The organism is Stenotrophomonas sp. YJH_SMC_131, assembly GCF_059367975.1.
Genome location: NZ_JCAFRJ010000003.1, coordinates 19227 through 36190, shown reverse-complemented (window position 1 = coordinate 36190; position 16964 = coordinate 19227). Strand labels below are relative to the sequence as shown.

16 protein-coding genes and 1 tRNA gene are annotated in these 16964 nt (G+C 68.1%); 10 read left to right on the top strand and 7 right to left on the bottom strand.

Features of this window, described 5'->3' with window-relative positions; all coding sequences use genetic code 11:
• Nucleotides 1–379: 379 nt before the first annotated feature.
• On the top strand, nt 380–2122 hold the full coding sequence (locus AC5P56_RS07610) for a S8 family peptidase (protein ID WP_049440131.1): 1743 nt from the start codon (nt 380–382) through the stop codon (nt 2120–2122).
• A gap of 88 nt (nt 2123–2210) precedes the next feature.
• Here AC5P56_RS07610 and AC5P56_RS07605 read toward each other — a convergent pair whose 3' ends face one another.
• The 3 genes from AC5P56_RS07605 to wrbA all read right to left on the bottom strand — a co-directional run bounded on the left by AC5P56_RS07605 (nt 2211) and on the right by wrbA (nt 3701).
• Nucleotides 2211–2696 (bottom strand): asparaginase domain-containing protein, encoded by a 486-nt coding sequence (locus tag AC5P56_RS07605; RefSeq protein ID WP_010481766.1) that lies wholly within the window; start codon nt 2694–2696, stop codon nt 2211–2213.
• Nucleotides 2697–2775: 79 nt separating this feature from the next.
• On the bottom strand, nt 2776–3111 hold the full coding sequence (locus tag AC5P56_RS07600) for a DUF2069 domain-containing protein (protein WP_014646024.1): 336 nt from the start codon (nt 3109–3111) through the stop codon (nt 2776–2778).
• Nucleotides 3108–3701 carry an NAD(P)H:quinone oxidoreductase gene (wrbA, locus tag AC5P56_RS07595; RefSeq protein ID WP_014646025.1) on the bottom strand — a complete coding sequence of 198 codons (594 nt, stop codon included), beginning with the start codon at nt 3699–3701 and terminating at the stop codon, nt 3108–3110. Before wrbA ends, AC5P56_RS07600 begins: the two co-directional genes overlap by 4 nt.
• A 77-nt stretch (nt 3702–3778) precedes the next feature.
• Here wrbA and AC5P56_RS07590 point away from each other — a divergent pair, with 77 nt between their 5' ends.
• A complete protein-coding gene (locus AC5P56_RS07590; RefSeq protein WP_288496546.1) occupies nt 3779–5053 on the top strand; it encodes a YihY family inner membrane protein in 1275 nt (424 codons plus the stop codon).
• A complete protein-coding gene (locus AC5P56_RS07585) occupies nt 5050–5625 on the top strand; it encodes a TlpA family protein disulfide reductase (RefSeq protein WP_049408756.1) in 576 nt (191 codons plus the stop codon). The genes AC5P56_RS07590 and AC5P56_RS07585 overlap by 4 nt, the downstream gene beginning before the upstream one ends.
• Nucleotides 5626–6122: 497 nt before the next feature.
• Here AC5P56_RS07585 and ppk2 read toward each other — a convergent pair whose 3' ends face one another.
• The 4 genes from ppk2 to hemA are packed head-to-tail and all read right to left on the bottom strand — an operon-like array spanning nt 6123 to nt 11007.
• Nucleotides 6123–6905 (bottom strand): polyphosphate kinase 2, encoded by a 783-nt coding sequence (gene ppk2, locus AC5P56_RS07580; protein ID WP_032956942.1) that lies wholly within the window; start codon nt 6903–6905, stop codon nt 6123–6125.
• 46 nt (nt 6906–6951) lie between these two features.
• Nucleotides 6952–8658, bottom strand: a complete 1707-nt coding sequence (locus tag AC5P56_RS07575) for an O-linked N-acetylglucosamine transferase, SPINDLY family protein (protein ID WP_288496547.1) — start codon at nt 8656–8658, stop codon at nt 6952–6954.
• Nucleotides 8659–8663: 5 nt separating this feature from the next.
• Complete coding sequence (gene prfA, locus AC5P56_RS07570) at nt 8664–9746, bottom strand: peptide chain release factor 1 (RefSeq protein ID WP_014646030.1); 1083 nt, start codon at nt 9744–9746, stop codon at nt 8664–8666.
• Nucleotides 9724–11007 carry a glutamyl-tRNA reductase gene (hemA, locus tag AC5P56_RS07565; RefSeq protein WP_262225172.1) on the bottom strand — a complete coding sequence of 428 codons (1284 nt, stop codon included), beginning with the start codon at nt 11005–11007 and terminating at the stop codon, nt 9724–9726. The genes prfA and hemA overlap by 23 nt, the downstream gene beginning before the upstream one ends.
• Nucleotides 11008–11070: 63 nt before the next feature.
• On the opposite strand from hemA, the gene AC5P56_RS07560 reads away from it, so the two are divergent.
• The 7 genes from AC5P56_RS07560 to pth all read left to right on the top strand — a co-directional run bounded on the left by AC5P56_RS07560 (nt 11071) and on the right by pth (nt 16818).
• Nucleotides 11071–12756, top strand: coding sequence for a tetratricopeptide repeat protein (locus tag AC5P56_RS07560; protein ID WP_172601383.1), 1686 nt, complete (start codon nt 11071–11073; stop codon nt 12754–12756).
• Entirely contained in the window at nt 12753–13412 is a 660-nt protein-coding gene (gene lolB, locus AC5P56_RS07555; protein WP_014646033.1) for a lipoprotein insertase outer membrane protein LolB, read from the top strand. Before AC5P56_RS07560 ends, lolB begins: the two co-directional genes overlap by 4 nt.
• Nucleotides 13409–14278 (top strand): 4-(cytidine 5'-diphospho)-2-C-methyl-D-erythritol kinase, encoded by an 870-nt coding sequence (gene ispE, locus AC5P56_RS07550; RefSeq protein ID WP_014646034.1) that lies wholly within the window; start codon nt 13409–13411, stop codon nt 14276–14278. The genes lolB and ispE overlap by 4 nt, the downstream gene beginning before the upstream one ends.
• Before the next feature lie 11 nt (nt 14279–14289).
• Nucleotides 14290–14366: transfer RNA gene (locus AC5P56_RS07545), tRNA-Gln, on the top strand.
• Nucleotides 14367–14506: 140 nt separating this feature from the next.
• Nucleotides 14507–15466, top strand: a complete 960-nt coding sequence (locus AC5P56_RS07540) for a ribose-phosphate diphosphokinase (RefSeq protein ID WP_005415400.1) — start codon at nt 14507–14509, stop codon at nt 15464–15466.
• A 107-nt stretch (nt 15467–15573) separates the two neighbouring features.
• On the top strand, nt 15574–16191 hold the full coding sequence (locus AC5P56_RS07535; protein WP_010481743.1) for a 50S ribosomal protein L25/general stress protein Ctc: 618 nt from the start codon (nt 15574–15576) through the stop codon (nt 16189–16191).
• 48 nt (nt 16192–16239) lie between these two features.
• Nucleotides 16240–16818 carry an aminoacyl-tRNA hydrolase gene (gene pth / locus AC5P56_RS07530; protein ID WP_069118555.1) on the top strand — a complete coding sequence of 193 codons (579 nt, stop codon included), beginning with the start codon at nt 16240–16242 and terminating at the stop codon, nt 16816–16818.
• The last annotated feature ends 146 nt before the right edge of the window (nt 16819–16964 follow it).

The window sequence follows — 16964 nt, the reverse complement described above, 5'->3', positions numbered from 1 at the left end:
GTGGGTGGGGTCAGATCCCTTTTCCGTGGGAAAAGGGATCTGACCCCGGCTCCGACCCCGAATCGGCGGATGCCGATGTCGGCAAAGTCATCGCAGGACAGGTGATGACCCAGTCAGGTATGTGCAGGAGATGAGAAAGTTCCTTCACCTTCACAAACCCTCGACCCGGGAAGTCTCAGAACGAACATTTCATCTTGCTGAAAAGACGCTGAAAATCTTGTGGTGTCCGGTTTTGGTCATTAGCGTCATCTGCACGGCGGATCGATAGGGGGATCCGCTGACTCGCCGGACTTCGAACCTCGCCAACGCAAGCCAGCCCATGGTTCGGGCCGGTGCTTCTGCCGATTCCGGCATTCACACCACTAGAAAGGGAAATACGATGTCCCAGGTAACGCAACCGCGTGTGCGTCGAGTGTGGGTGGTCCTTGGTGCGTCCGTTCTGTCATCGCTGCTGCTGGCCACGCCTGCGCTGGCCGGTGACGTCCAGCTCAGCGGCCTGCAGTCTGCGCCGACGCACCAGCGCTTCATCGTGAAGTACCGCGACGGCAGTGCGCCGGTGGCCAACACCACCGCACTGGCCTCTTCGCTGAAGAGTGCCGCCGCCGGCCTGGCCAGCAGCCAGGGCCGTGCGCTGGGCCTGCAGCAGGTCCGCAAGCTGGCCGTCGGCCCGACCCTGGTCAGGACCGACCGCCCGCTTGACCAGGCTGAATCCGAGCTGCTGATGCGCAAGCTGGCCGCCGACCCGAACGTGGAATACGTCGAAGTCGACCAGATCATGCGTGCGACGCTGACCCCGAATGACACCCGCTTCAGCGAACAGTGGGGCTTTGGTACCTCCAACGCGTCGATCAACGTGCGGCCGGCCTGGGACAAGGCCACCGGCACCGGCGTGGTGGTGGCCGTGATCGATACCGGCATCACCAACCATCCCGATCTCAACGCCAACATCCTGCCCGGCTATGACTTCATCAGCGATGCCGCGATGGCGCGCGATGGCGGTGGCCGCGACAGCAACCCGAACGACGAGGGCGACTGGTATGGCGCCAACGAGTGCGGCTCGGGCATCCCGGCGTCCAACTCCAGCTGGCACGGCACCCACGTCGCCGGCACCGTGGCGGCGGTGACCAACAACAGCACCGGCGTGGCCGGCACGGCGTTCAACGCCAAGGTCGTCCCGGTGCGCGTGCTCGGCAAGTGCGGCGGCTATACCTCCGACATCGCCGATGCGATCGTGTGGGCCTCCGGCGGCACCGTCAGTGGCGTGCCGGCCAATGCCAATCCGGCGGAAGTCATCAACATGTCGCTGGGCGGGGGCGGCACCTGCTCGGCCACCTACCAGAACGCGATCAACGGCGCGGTCAGCCGCGGCACCACCGTGGTGGTCGCCGCTGGCAACAGCAACACCAACGTGTCCTCGTCGGTGCCGGCCAACTGCGCCAATGTGATCGCAGTGGCGGCCACGACCTCGGCCGGTGCGCGGGCCAGCTTCTCCAACTATGGTGCCGGCATCGACATTTCCGGCCCGGGCCAGAGCATCCTGTCCACCCTCAACACCGGCACCACCACGCCGGGCAGCGCCAGCTACGCGTCCTACAACGGCACCTCGATGGCGGCCCCGCATGTGGCCGGTGTGGTGGCCCTGATGCAGTCGGTGGCGCCGAGCCCGCTGAGCCCGGCGCAGGTCGAGAGCATCATCAAGAGCACCGCACGCCCGCTGCCGGGCGCCTGCTCGGGGGGCTGCGGCGCCGGCATCATCGACGCCAACGCGGCGGTCACCGCAGCGATCAACGGCGGTGGCAACCCGAACCCGGGTGGCAACGTGCTGCAGAACAATGTGCCGGTGACCGGCCTGGGCGCCGCGACCGGTGCCGAGCTGAACTACACCGTCGCCGTCCCGGCCGGCAGCACCCAGCTGCGCGTGGCAATCAGTGGCGGCAGCGGTGATGCCGACCTGTACGTGCGCCAGGGCAGTGCCCCGACCGATACCACCTACACCTGCCGTCCGTACCTGAGCGGCAACAGCGAGACCTGCACCATCAACAGCCCTGCCGCCGGCACCTGGTATGTGCGGGTGAAGGCGTACAGCACCTTCTCGGGCCTGACCCTCAGCGCCCAGTACTGAGCCCAAGTCCCTCTCCAAGGGCACGCCCTGGCTTCGGCCGGGGCGTTTTTGTCCGGGTGGGTGCCGACCTCGGCCGGCACGCTGTTCCTCAGACCGACTCGAAACGGTTAGCCGCCACGTTCTTGCGCACGTGCTGCGGGTCGAAGATCCGCCCGTTCATCGCGATGTACACGCCGCTCGGCAGCGACTGCACCGCACCGATCGCACAACCGATGTTGAACTCCGCATCCGAGCCGCGGAAGCGTGCCGGGCTCAGCGCACCGGTCATCACGATGGTCTTGTCCGGGATCGTCGCCAGCACCTTGCCGGTCTGCACCATCGAATCGGTGCCGTGGGTCACCAGCACGTGCCGGGTGGGCTGCGCGGCGATGGTGGCGCGGATCAGCTCGCGGTCTTCGTCGTTGATGTGCAGCGAATCCTTGCGCAGGATCGGAATCACGTTGAAGCGGAACGTCACGCCCAGCTCGCGCAGGATCATGCCGATCTGCGGATCGCCGATCTGGTAGTCCGACTTGTCGTCGAAGTAGATCTTGTCGATCGTGCCACCGGTGGTGACGACCAGGAGCTCTTCCATCATGTGCATGCGCGAAACCAGGACAGGGACTGCGGCGCGGGGCCAGGAATGCAGATGATAAGGCCCTGGGCGCGCAGCGTCAGCGCCGCTTGCCGAAGCGGGCGCGCAGGCCGGGCAGGCTGGCGCTGAAGATCACCAGCAGCGCCAGCGCGATCTCGATCAGCGCCAGCCAGCGCGTCTCCGGGTGGCTCCAGGCGCTCATCACGCCGTGGCTGAACCAGCCCAGCGCCAGCACCGAGGCCCAGAAGCCGGCCTTGCGCCAGCCCAGGCGCACGGCGATGGCCAGCGCCAGCGGTGGCGCGGTGAACACCAGTTGGGTGGCCAGCCAGTGCCTGTCATTGATGAACCAGCCTGCGAACAGCGCGGCCAGCCCCATCAGGGCCAACAGCAGGACCGTGCGCGGCGCGCGGTTCATCGGGCCAACCGCTGCGCGATGTCGGCCACCCGGCGCCCCAGCGCGCGCGCCAGCACCGCTTCGTCGTCGGTCGGCTGCGGATCGTCGGCGGCACCGGCCACGTGGCTGGCGCCATAGGGCGTGCCGCCACTGGTGGTGTGGCTCAGCGCCGGTTCGGTGAACGGGATGCCGACGATCACGCAGCCGTGGTGCAGCAGTGGCACCTGCATCGACAGCAGGGTCGATTCCTGGCCGCCGTGCATCGAGGCGGTGGACGTGAACACGCCGGCCGGCTTGCCGGACAGGGTGCCATTGACCCATTCGGCGCCCAGCCCATCCAGGAAGTGCTTGACCGGCGCGGCCATGTTGCCGAAGCGGGTGGGGCTGCCGAGCAGCAGGCCCTGGCAGTCGACCAGGTCCTGCACGCTCACGTAGGGGGCGCCATCGTCGGGTACCGGTGGCTGCGCGGTCTGGGTCACGGCGGCCACCGGCGGCACCGTGCGCAGGCGCGCGGTCATGCCCGGCACTTCGCCGATGCCCCGCGCGATCTGGCGCGCCAGCCGTGCCACCGAACCGCCCCGGCTGTAGTACAGGACCAGAATCTCGCCCATCGTGCCCGCTTCTCCTCGTCGTGTGGCTACCAGTATGGCTATCCTGCCAGCATTCCGCATCGGGTACCCTTCCACCGATGGAACCTTTGGATACGCTCAACCTGTGGATGGAGCGCGCGCGGGATCGCGCACGGGCCATCAGTTTCGGCCGCTTCCTGTGGCATCGCTTCCTCGACGACCGCCTGTTCCAGGCAGCGGCGGCGCTGGCCTACACCACGGTGTTCGCGCTGGTACCGCTGGCGATCGTGGTATTCGGTGTGCTGTCGGCCTTCCCCGTCTTCGACCGCTGGAGCGATCAGCTCAGCGACTACGTATTCTCCAACTTCGTGCCCTCCGCGGCGCGTGCGGCCGAGGGCTACCTGCGGCAGTTCTCGGCCAGTGCCGGCCAGCTGACGGCGGCCGGCTTCATCGCACTGGTGGCCTCACTGCTGATCACGCTCAACAGTGTGGAAGAGACCTTCAACCAGATCTGGCGGGTCGGCTCGACCCGGCCCAAGCTGACCCGCTTCCTGGTCTACTGGACCGTGCTGACCTTGGGCGCGATGCTCGCCGCCGCATCGCTTGCGGTATCGGCGCGGGTGTTCGCGATGCCGTTGTTCGGTACCCAGGAGGGCCGTTGGTTGGCCGAGCTGGCGCTGCGGCTGGCGCCGATCCTGATCGAGTTCGTCTGCATCACGCTGATGTTCCGGGTGGTGCCGCACCACACGGTGAAATGGCGGCATGCCGTGCCCGGCGCGATCCTGGCGGCGGTCATCCTGGAACTGGTGAAGTGGGGCATCGGTGCCTATCTGGGCAGCTTCCAGTCCTACCAGAAACTGTATGGCACGGTGGCGTTCGTGCCGATCCTGCTGCTGTGGATCTACCTGTGCTGGGTGGCGGTGCTGCTGGGGGCGTCGCTGGCTTCTTCGATGGCCGCCTTCCGCTACCAGCCGGTGGAACTGCGCCTGCCGCAGGGGTATGAGTTCTATGGACTGCTGCGCCTGCTTGGCCGCTTCCAGCATGCACGGGCCAAGGGCAAGGGCCTGGCCGATGACGAGATCCTGCGGCTGGAGCCGATGCTGACCGATTCACTGCTGCAGGACATGATCTGCAACCTGCAGGAGATCGACCTGCTGCGCCGCGACGAGCGGGGCGAGTGGCTGCTGTCGCGTGACCTGGACCAGGTCAGCCTGGCCGATCTGTACGAATGCACCCAGCTGCGCATCCCGGTGGCCGAGCAGCACCTGCCGTACCGTGATGACAGCCTGGGCCGTGCCGCACTGGCGGCGCTGGACGATCTGCGGCTGCCCCTGCGCGAACGCCTGAAGCGCAAGGTCAGTGATATCTATACCGACTCTGGAGACATGCCATGACCCGCAAGACGCCGTTGCCGCTGCTGCTCCCGTTGACCCTGCTGCTGGCCCTGGCGGCCTGCAAGCCGGCCCAGGAGCCGACACCGGCCAGCAGCCAGCCGCCGGCACAGGCGCCGACGCCGACCACTCCGGCACCGGTCGATGAAACCCCGGCCGAGCGCACCACTGCCGAATTCCCGACCTTGAAGATGAAGGCGGTGGATGGCAGCGACTACGATCTGGCCGCGCATCGTGGCAAGTGGGTGGTGGTGAACTTCTGGGCGACCTGGTGCGCCCCGTGCCGCAAGGAGATGCCCGAGCTGTCGGCGCTGCATGCGATGCGCAGCAACATCGAGGTGGTCGGCCTGGCCTACGAGGACATCGAAGTGCCGGAAATGCAGTCGTTCCTGACCAAGCATCCGGTGACCTATCCGATCGTGATCGTGGACCCGTTCGATCCGCCGGCCGACTTCGCCACGCCGCGAGGCCTGCCGTTGACGCATCTGCTGGATCCGCAGGGCAAGCTGGCCCACACCTTCCTTGGCCCGGTGACCGCCGCCGACATCGAAAAGCAGATCGCTGCTGGCAAATAGTGGGGTGGTCGGCAGGGCCTGCGGCCCTGCACCTCGGTACGCGCCATCGCATGCGCGCTGCCGCTCCCACGCTTCGCTGCGCGAACCGCAGGCCCCACTTACCAACACCCAAACCCCCGCCGCTTCGCGGCCGCCCCCTGACTCAGGGGGCTCTGCCCCAGACACGATCCGACGCCCGCCAGGCCAATGGGATTGCCGATGGGGTCAGATCCGCTTTCCGCAGGAAAACGGATCTGACCCCGGTTCCATTTCGATATCTGACAGATGTGTCGACCAAGGTCGACACCTACCAACAGCCGCAGGGATCTGTCAGGGGCGGGGCGGTTGGGTAGGTGGGTAGGACACGCCGTAGACCCGTCCATGGGGGCCCGATGTCGCCATCCATGGCGCCAACGGTCGTGCCCACCCACCGCGCCGCCATCCCGCGGATGCCAGCTGTTGCTGTTGCCGTTGCCGTTGCGTTGAGCAGGTGCAGGGTGCAACCCTGCCGAACAACCCTAATCCTCGACCGGGAAATCCTCGATGGGCTTCAGCACATCGTAGTGCTCGCGATGCAGCTTGCCCTTCAGCTTCGGCAGCTCCGGCAACGGCGCATCCACCCGTGTGTCCGGCAACCGGTCCAGCAGGTTGCGCACCAGGGTCAGTCGCCCCAGCCGCTGGTCGTTGAAATCCACCAGCGTCCACGGCGCAGCCTCGCGATGCGTCGCGCGCAGCATCGCCTCGCGGGCTTCGGTATAGGCGCTGTACTTGCTGCGCGATTTCAGGTCGACCGGGGACAGCTTCCAGCCCTTCAGCGGATCGAGGTGGCGTTCGGCGAAGCGCTTCTCCTGCTGCTCCTGGTCCACGCACAGCCAGTACTTGAACAGCAGGATGCCGTCATCCACCAGCAGCTGCTCGAACACCGGTGCCTGGCGCAGAAACTGCTGGTACTCGGTTTCGCTGCAATAGCCCATCACCCGCTCGACGCCTGCGCGGTTGTACCAGCTGCGGTCCATCAGCACGATCTCGCCGGCGGCGGGAAGATGCGAGGCATAGCGCTGGAAATACCACTGCGTGGCTTCGCGGTCGGTAGGCTTGGGCAGTGCTACCACCCGGCATTGGCGTGGATTGAGATGCTGGCTGATGGCCTGGATCGCGCCGCCCTTGCCTGCCGTATCCCGTCCCTCGAACAGCACCAGCAGGCGTTGCCCGCTGAGCTGCACCCAGCGCGCCATCGCGGTCAGTTCCAGCTGCAGCGGCAGCAGCAGTTCGTCGTAGTCCTTGCGCTTGAGCTTGGCCATCGTCACACCACGCGGGGAGGAAGCCCGAGCGTAACGCAGGGGTCGCTCAGGTGCTGTCGAGGCCCTGCCAGCCGTGTTCACCGGCAAGCCGCTGCAGCAGGGCCGACAGGTCGCGGGCAAACCCGGCCATGTCGAACAGGCCACTGCGGTCGCGCGCCTGCGCCAGCTCGGCGCGAAGCGAGGCCAGTGCTGCGGGGTCATTGCCCAGTGCGCTGGCGGTGGCGATGAACGCCGCATCATCGGCGACATTCATCCGGGCCAGCCCCAGATGGTGGTTGAGGCTGCCGGCCACGCGCGCGGCGAAGGTGTCGCCCGGGCAGGTCAGCACCGGACAGCCGGCCCACAGTGCATCGGAGGCGGTGGTATGCGCGTTGTACGGATGCGTGTCGAGGAACAGGTCGGCCAGTGGGTAGCGGGCCAGGTACTGCGGATGCGGCAGCTTGGCCATGAACACCAGCCGCGCCGGGTCCAGGCCGGCAGCCTGCGCGGCGGTGCGCAGGCGGGCGTCGGCCTGGCCGGGGCCGGACAGCAGCCACAGCACGCTGCCGGGCACGGCCTGCAACACTGCGAAGGCGCGGCCCATGCTGCGCGGGTTGAGCTTGTAGCTGTTGTTGAAGCAGCAGAACACCACGCCGTGCTCGGGCAGCCCGCACTCGGCGCGGGACGGCGACGGCTCCAGCGTGCGGGTGTTGTCCGAGGGCTGGAAGGCCCGCGGAAGGCGCAGGACGCGTTCGCTGAAGTGCGGTTCCAGCGCTGCCGGCAGTACGAATTCGTCGGCGACCACGGCGTCCAGCCAGCGCGCGCCCGAGGTGCCGGGGTAGGCCAGCCAGTTCAGCTGCAGCGGGGCCGGGCGCATCGCCAGCACTTCGGGCGTGCCGCCGCCGCCCCAGCCGCGCAGGTCGAACAGCAGGTCGATGCCCTGTGCGCGGATGCGGGCCGCGATGTCGGCATGCCGCAGTGCGGCCACCTCATGCAGCCGGGTCGCGGACTGCAGGCGTTCGCGGATGCCGCTGCCATCGGCGCGGTTCAGCGCGAACAGGTGCAGCTGCAACGCCGGGTCATGACGCAGGTGTTCGAGCAGGGCCACGGTCAGCAGCCCGGTGGGATGGGCGCCGAAGCCATTGGAAAGGAAGCCGACGCGCAACGGGCCGCGCGCGCGTACCGTCACTGCCGGCAAGGGCCGGACCGAGGCGGCGATCAGTGCGGCGCGCGCACGTGCACAGGCCAACTGCTCGCCCGCGCTGGCGTCTTCGCTGAGGAAGGCGAAGGGTTCCACCGCACCGTGGCCGGCGGCGAGCGCGGCGCGTACCTGCGCAGCCAGCGTGTCCACGTCCTGCCAGTCGCACAGGCGGCGCTGCCATGCCAGGCGCTGCGCGGCGATGTAGGGTTCATCCGGCATCAGCGCATGCGCGCGGCGATAGGCCGCTGCTGCGCCTTCGGCATCGTCGGCGTCTTCCAGCGCATGGCCCAGCCACAGCGCGATGCCCGGGTGCTGCGGGGCCAATGCCGAGGCCTGGCCAAGCAGCTTCGCCGCGTCGGCGTGCGCGCCGGCCATCCAGGCCACGCGGCCCAGGCGCGCCAGGGCCTCGGGGTGGTTCGGGCGCAGCTGCAGCGCGCGTCGTGCCGCCTGCTCGCCGGCGGCGATGTCGCCGGCTTCCAGTTCCAGGTCGGCCAGCATCACCCAGGCGACGAAATCGCCGGGCTGGCGTGCGATCGCCTGCTGCAGGTGCTGTCGCTGCTGCCAGGCCGACATCGTGCTCAGCCCGCCGACAGCTGGGCCAGGGCATCGACCTGGTGTTCGTGGCTGAGCCGCTGCAGCAGCGGGTCGAGGTCGCCGGCCAGGATGTTGGGCAGGTCGTACAGGGTCAGGCCTTCCACGCGGTGGTCGGTGATCCGGCCCTGCGGGAAGTTGTAGGTGCGGATGCGCTGGCTGCGGTCGCCGCTGCCGACCTGCAGGCGCCGCGATTCGGCCTGCGCGGCGTCCTGGCGCTGGCGCTCGGCATCGAGCAGCTGCGCCTTCAGGCGCTTCATCGCCTTGTCGCGGTTGGCGTGCTGGCTGCGCTCGGTCTGGCACTCCACCACTACGCCGGTCGGCACGTGGGTGATGCGGATGGCCGATTCGGTCTTGTTGACGTGCTGGCCGCCGGCACCGGACGAGCGGAACGTATCCACCTTCAGGTCGGCCGGGTTGATGACGATGTCATCGACCTCGTCGGCCTCGGGAATGATCGCCACGGTGGCCGCCGAGGTGTGGATGCGGCCCTGCGATTCGGTGGCCGGCACGCGCTGCACGCGATGCGTGCCCGATTCGAACTTCAGGCGCGAGAACGCACCACGGCCGACCACGCGCGCCACCACTTCCTTGTAGCCGCCATGCTCACCGGGGTTGTCCGATTCGATCTCGACCTTCCAGCCTTGGCGCTCGGCATAGCGGGCGTACATGCGGAACAGATCGCCGGCGAAGATCGCGGCTTCATCGCCGCCAGTGCCGGCGCGTACTTCCAGGAACAGGTTGCCTTCGTCGCGCGGATCGCGCGGTACCAGCAGCAGGGCCAGTTCTTGTTCCAGTTCCTGCAGGCGCGCCTGCGCCGCGGCGATTTCCTCGTCTGCCAGTTCACGCAGGTCGGGGTCGGCGCGCATGCCTTCGGCGGCGGCCAGGTCGGCCTTGGCACGGGCTTCCTCGGCGAGCGCGGCAGCGACCGGTTCAAGTTGGGCGAATTCGCGCGAAAGGTCGCGGAAACGGGTGTTGTCGGCGACCACATCGGGTTCGGCGAGCAGGCGTTCCAGTTCTTCGCGGCGCTCGGCCAGCGCTTCCAGCTTACGGCGCAGGGTCGGCGTCATCGGGTCTCACGGGTGGGTGGCGGTAACCCGGCGTGGCCGGGAACAGGCGCTCGGCGGCGCGGGTCAGGTCGGCATCGCCACTCAGCGCGGCCGCGCGCAGAGCGGCGGTCGGCGGATGCAGCAGGCGGTTGGTCAGGCCATGGGCCAGCAGTTCCAGCACTTCGTCGGCGGGCTTGCCGTTGGCCAGCTGCTGCCGTGCGCGCTCCAGCAGTTCGGCGCGGGTCGCTTCGCCGAACGCACGCAGCTGCCGCAGCGGTGCCTGGTGGGCGCTGGCCTGCTGGGTCTCGATGAAACGCGACACCTGCAGGTCGATGATCGCCTCGGCCTCGGCGGCGGCCTCGCGGCGGCCACGACGGTTGTCTTCCACCGCGCGTTCCAGGTCATCGACGGTGTAGAGGAAGGCGTCGTTGAGCGTGCCGACCTCGGCTTCGATGTCGCGCGGCACGGCCAGGTCGAACAGCAGCATCGGCTTGTGCCGGCGCGCGCGCAGTGCCTTGTCCACCATCTCGCGATGGATCACAGGTTCGCGCGCGGCGGTGGCCGAGAACACGATGTCGGCCTCGCCGAGATGGCGGTCCAGTTCGGTCAGCGGCAGGGCCACGCCGCCATGGCGGCTGGCCAGTTCCTGCGCGTGGGCGAGGGTGCGGTTGGCGATCAGCAGCCGCCGCACCTTGCCCTCACTCAGGTGGCGTGCAGCCAGCTCGATGGTCTCGCCGGCACCGACCAGCAGCACGGTGGAGTCATCCAGGCGCGCGAAGGCGTTCTGCGCCAGGCGCACCGCCGCCGAGGCCACCGACACCGGGTTGGCGCCGACCTGGGTATCGGTGCGCGCACGCTTGGCTACCGAGAAGGTCTGCTGGAACAGGCGGTCCAGGCGCTGGCCGAGCAGGCCGTGGTCACGCGCGGTCGACCAGGCATCCTTTACCTGGCCGAGGATCTGCGGTTCGCCCAGCACCATCGAGTCCAGCCCGGTGGCGACCCGGAACAGGTGGCGCACGGCCTCGGCATCGGCATGCTGGTACAGGTAGCCCTGCAGGTCGCCTGCCTGGCTGTGCAGCCACTGGTCCAGCGCCTGTGCCGACTCGGCCACGGCATACAGTTCGGTGCGGTTGCAGGTGGACAGCAGCACTGCCTCGGCGATCTGCGGGGTATCGCGCAGCGAGCCCAGCGCACGCGGCAACGCCTCACCGGCGAAGGCCGCGCGCTCGCGCAGCTCCACCGGTGCGGTCTGGTGATTCAGTCCGAGCACCCACAGGGTCATTGTTCAGTTGCTTGCGATAAGCTGCTGGCCATTGGACGACATTTTAAGGCCCCGATGCCGACGATGCCCGCATTGATTCGCATCCCCAGTGTTCTGCTGCTGTCCCTGGCCTGCACCCAGGCCCTGGCGGCGGTGCCGGCCAAGGCCCCCGTGCGGGCCGCGGCCACTGAGGAACTGGCGCTGGAACCGGTGATGGCCGGTGAGTTCGCCCTGCAGGCCGGCAAGCTGGCCGAGGCCGCGCGCTGGTACCTGCAGGCCGCGCAGCAGACCGACGGCGACGCCGGCCTGGCCGAGCGCGCGACCCGTATCTCCATGCTGGCCAACGATGATGCCAGCGCCGCCAAGGGCCTGGCCCTGTGGCAGCAGCGCGCCCCGCGCTCGTTGACCATGCGCAGCGCCGCCGGTGCGCTGGCCATGCGCCAGGGCGATGTGAAGGCTGCCCGCACCGAGCTGCAGGCGCTGCTGGCCGACCCCGACGAGCGCGGCTGGAAGTTCGCCCTGGCCGCGCTGATCGGCGGTGGCCGCGACCCGGCGGTGCCGGCGCAGGTGCTCGGCGAGCTGGTCGATGCCAATGCGATTCCGCCGAAGATCGAGGCCTGGCAGGAGTTCGGTCGCCTGGCCCTGCGCATGGACAAGCCCGAGCTGGCGCGGCGCATGATCGATGAAGTGGTCAAGCGCTTCCCGGAAGAACCGCGCGTAGCGTTGCTGCGTGCCAGCCAGCTGCAGCAGGCGGGCGAGACCGACAAGGCATTGTCGCTGCTGCACGACGTCGAGCCGAAGACCCGCCAGGACCCCGAGCTGCGCAATGCGGTGGCCATCGCCTACGACAGCCTGGGCCAGCCGGCTGCGGCCGAGCGCGTGTTGGCGTTCGGCCCGCAGGACGTACAGACCTGGGGCATGCGCGCCTCGCTGCTGGCCAAGCAGGGCGACAAGGCGGCGCTGTCCAACCTCTACAACGAGCTGTCGCGGCAGGCGGCCAAGCCGGATCCGGCGCAGCGCCTGTTGCTGGGCAAGATCGCCGAATACCTGAAGCGTTACCCCGAGGCGGTGCAGTGGTACCACAGCGTGCCCGGTGGCGATGAGCTGAGCGAAGCGCGCCTGCGCGCGGCCAATGCCCAGGCCCTGGCCGGGCGCCTGCCGCTGGCGCTGGAGGAAGTGCACGCGATCCAGTCCGACGCGGTGGTCGACGACGATGTGCGCCGTGACGCCTACCTGCTGGAAGCTGAACTGCGCCAGCGTGGTGACGACAGCGCCGGTGAACTGGATGCGCTGGCCCGCGGCCTGGCCGCCTACCCGGACGACAACGGCCTGCTGTACGCACGTGCGCTCACCTGGGAGCGCCGCGACGACATCCCGCGCGCCGAGGCCGACCTGCGCAAGATCCTGGTGACCGACCCGGAAAACGTGCCGGCGCTGAACGCGCTGGGCTACACCCTGGCCGATCGCACCGGCCGCCTGCAGGAAGCGCTGGAGCTGATCGACCGCGCCCGCGTGGCCGAGCCGGACAACGCCGCCATCGTCGACAGCTATGGCTGGGTGCTGTATCGCCTGGGCCGCAAGGAAGAGGCACTGGTACAGCTGCGCCGGGCCTGGACCCTGGCCAAGGACCCGGAGATCGCTTCCCACGTCGGCGAAGTGCTGTGGGTGCTGGGCAAGCATGACGAGGCCCGCCACTTCTTCGACGAAGCGGCCAAGCTCGACCCTGAAAACCGCGCGCTGCTGCGCGCCCGTGAGAAATTCAATCCATGAGTGGTTCCCTGATCCGGCCGCTGCTGTTGGCGACCGTGACCCTGGCGGTGAGCGCCTGTACCAGTGTCGGCACGCAGAAGACCCCGGCGCCAGCGGTGGTCGAGATTGTTTCGGCTGAAGCGGCGCAGGCCGAGGCAGCGCGCGTGGCCGCGCTGCAGGCACAGCCGGACTGGGCCTTCCAGGGGCGGGTGGCGGTCAGCAAGGGCAAGGACGGCGGCAGCGGTCGCATCGACTGGAAGCAGGACGGCCGCCGCTACGTGGTCGAACTGAGCGCGCCGGTGACCCGGCAGAGCTGGAAGCTGACCGGCGACACCCATTCCGAAGCCGGTCGCCTGGAAGGGCTGTCCGGCGGTCCGCGCGATGGCGAGGACGCCCAGCAGCTGCTGCTGGAAGCGACTGGCTGGGACATCCCGGTCAATCAGCTGCCGGAGTGGATCCGCGGCCTGGTGGCCGGGGATGCTGCCGGTCCGGAAAAGGTCGAGCGCGACGGTGAAGGCCGGCCGCGCCGCATGCAGCAGATGGGCTGGCAGGTGCAGTACCTGGACTGGTACCCGGCCGACGCCGGACGACCGGCGCTGCCGCGACGGATCGAGGCCAGCAATGGCGACGCCAAGGTGCGCCTGCTGGTGGACCAGTGGGGGCAGGGCACGCCATGAGCGCCGGGCGCGACGACGCGGGCTGGTCCTGGTGGCCGGCCCCGGCCAAGCTGAACCTGTTCCTGCACATCACTGGCCGCCGGGCCGACGGCTACCACGAGCTGCAGACCGTATTCCGCCTGCTGGACTGGGGGGACCGCATCGGCCTGCGCCTGCGTGAAGACGGTCAGGTGCGTCGGCAGGGCGAGGGCCTGGCCGGCGTGGCCGAGGCCGATGACCTGGCGGTGCGGGCCGCGCGCCTGCTCCAGGATGAGGCGAAGGGCGCGCAAGGTGCTGACATCATCGTCGAAAAGCACGTTCCTGCCGGTGGTGGCTTCGGCGGCGGTTCGTCCGATGCGGCCACCGTGCTGGTGGTGCTGAATCGGCTCTGGCGCGCCGGCCTGGACGAGGATGCCCTGGCCGCGCTGGCCCTGCGCCTGGGCGCCGACGTGCCGGTGTTCGTGCGTGGCCACAACGCCTGGGCCGAAGGGGTGGGCGAGCGCCTGCAGCCGATCACGCTGGCGCCGGCCTGGTATGTGGTGGTTGAACCGGGTGTTCATGTTCCTACGCCGGTCCTGTTTGCAGACCCGGATTTGACGCGCGACAGCCCAGTGGCGAAAATAGAGGACTTCGCTTCCGGGACCCTGGTCGGGAACGCGTTCGAACCGGTGCTGCGCCGCCGTGAGCCTGCCGTCGAGGCAGCGCTTGCCGCGTTGAGCGACATCGGCGCGGCGCGGCTGACCGGTTCGGGAAGTGGTTGTTTCGTCGAGTTCGCATCGCAGGCTGCTGCAGAGCAGGGGCGGTCGAAGTTGCCGAAGGAGTTGCGGGCAAGGGTGGCAGCGGGCGTTGCGCGTTCGCCACTGCTGGATGCACTCGAGCAACACTGATTTATCAATGCAGGGGCGTCGCCAAGAGGCCCAAGGCACCAGGTTTTGATCCTGGCATTCGTAGGTTCGAATCCTACCGCCCCTGCCAATAGCGGCTGTGTCCGCGCCTTCCAGCGCATCGCCCGCGCGGGACGTGGAAACAACCGCGGTGTTGTCAGCAGCAAGGGTCCATCGGGGTCCTTGCCGACTCCGGATCCCCGCCACTCGTCCCCGCCCGAGACAATCATGATGCAAGAGTCCCCGAACCTGCTGGTCTTTTCCGGCAACGCCAACAAACGTCTGGCGCAGAACATCTGCAAGGAACTGGGGGTCCGCCCGGGCAAGGCGCTGGTGTCGCACTTCTCCGATGGTGAAGTGCAGGTGGAAATCGAAGAGAACGTCCGCAAGCAGGACGTGTTCGTGATCCAGCCGACCTGCGCGCCGAGCGCGGAAAACCTGATGGAACTGCTGGTGCTGATCGACGCGCTCAAGCGCGCATCGGTGGCCAGCGTGACCGCCGTGGTGCCGTACTTCGGCTACTCGCGCCAGGACCGCCGCATGCGTTCCTCGCGCGTGCCGATCACCGCCAAGCTGGCGGCCAAGATGTTCAGCACCGCTGGCGCTGATCGCGTGCTGACCGTCGACCTGCACGCCGACCAGATCCAGGGCTTCTTCGACATTCCGGTGGACAACGTGTATGCGTCCCCGCTGCTGCTGGCCGACATCTGGCGCGCCTACGGCACCGAGAACCTGATTGTTGTCTCGCCGGACGTGGGCGGCGTGGTCCGCGCCCGTGCGGTGGCCAAGCGCCTGGATGACGCCGACCTGGCGATCATCGACAAGCGCCGCCCGCGCGCCAACGTCTCCACCGTGATGAACATCATCGGTGACGTCGAAGGCAAGACCTGCGTGATGGTCGATGACATCGTCGATACCGCCGGCACCCTGTGCGCCGCTGCCGCTGCCCTGAAGGCGCGCGGTGCGCTCAAGGTCGCCGCCTACTGCACCCACGCGGTGCTGTCGGGCCCGGCGGTGGACAACATCACCAATTCCCAGCTCGACGAGCTGGTGGTGACCGACACCATCCCGCTGAAGGACGCAGCGCGGGTGTGCAGCAAGATCCGCCAGCTGAGCGTGGCGGAAATGCTGGCCGAAACGATGCGCCGCATCGCCTTCGGCGAGTCGGTCAGCTCGCTGTACGTCGACTGAGTTTTCGTCCCTGCCGGCAACGGGGGGACATACCCGGATGCTTCTGGTCGCGGAAGCATCTTCAACCGCCACGCCGCAGGGCGCGGCAACAACCTGAGTAGTCGAAAATGTCGAAGACCCATGAAATCAAGGTCACCAAGCGTGAACTGCAGCGTAAGGGTGCGAGCCGCCGCCTGCGTCACGCTGGTGTGATCCCGGCCATCGTGTACGGCGGCAACGCCGAGCCGGTCGCCATCAGCCTGGACCACAACGAAATCTGGCTGGCCCAGCAGAACGAGTGGTTCTATGCCTCGATCCTGGACCTGAACCTGGATGGCCAGGTGCAGAAGGTCCTGCTGCGTGACATGCAGCGCCACCCGTACAAGCAGCTGATCATGCACCTGGACTTCCAGCGCGTGAACGAGAACGAAGCCCTGACCGCTTCGGTCCCGCTGCACTTCGTCAACGAAGACACCTCGCCGGCCGGCAAGGCTGCCGACGTCGTGGTCACCCACGAACTGAAGGAAGTGACCATCACCTGCCTGCCGAAGGACCTGCCGGAGTCGATCGAAGTCGACCTGGGCGAGCTGAAGGCCGGTGACGTCGTGTACCTGTCCAACATCAAGCTGCCGAAGGGCGTGGAAATCCCGGCGCTGGCGCTGGGCAAGGACCACGACGACGCCATCGTCACCGCCAAGGCCGGCAAGGCCGACGAGGCTGACGAAGAAGCGGCTGCCGCCGAGTAATACCGTTACGGTGCCTGCCTCCGGGCAGGCACCGTACTGGAAGGAACCATGGCAGGACTGCGACTGATCGTCGGTCTGGGCAATCCCGGATCGGAACACGCCCGGACCCGGCACAATGCCGGGTTTCATTTCGTTGAGGCCCTGGCGGAAAAAGCCGGTGCGCGATGGAATGTGGACAGCAAGTTGTTCGGCGAGACCGCCAAGGTCGAGATCGCAGGGCAGACGGTGTGGCTGCTCAAGCCCGCCACCTTCATGAACCTCAGCGGCAAGTCGGTCACCGCCGCGCAGCGGTTCTGGAAGATCGAGCCGGAGGAAACCCTGCTGGCCCACGACGAGCTGGACCTGCCGCCCGGTGCGGCGCGGCTTAAGTTCGACGGTGGCCACGGCGGCCAGAACGGCCTGCGCGACACCATGCGCCTGCTGGGTCATGGCAAATTCCACCGCCTGCGCGTGGGCATCGGCCATCCCGGCCACAAGGACCGCGTGGTGGGTTGGGTGCTGGGGCGCCCGTCCAAGGAGGATGACGTGCTGATCGCGCGCGCCATCGACGATGCGATCGACGTGCTGCCGCTGGCGGTGCAGGGCGATTTCAACGAAGCGATGAAGCGGCTGCACACCCCGAAATAACCGGTAGGTACCGACCGTTGGTCGGTACGGAACCAACCAGAGCGGTAGGTATCGACCGCTGGTCGATACGGAGCCAACCAGAGCGGTAGGTATCGACCGTTGGTCGATGCGGAGCCAACCAGAGCGGTAGGTATCGACCGCTAGTC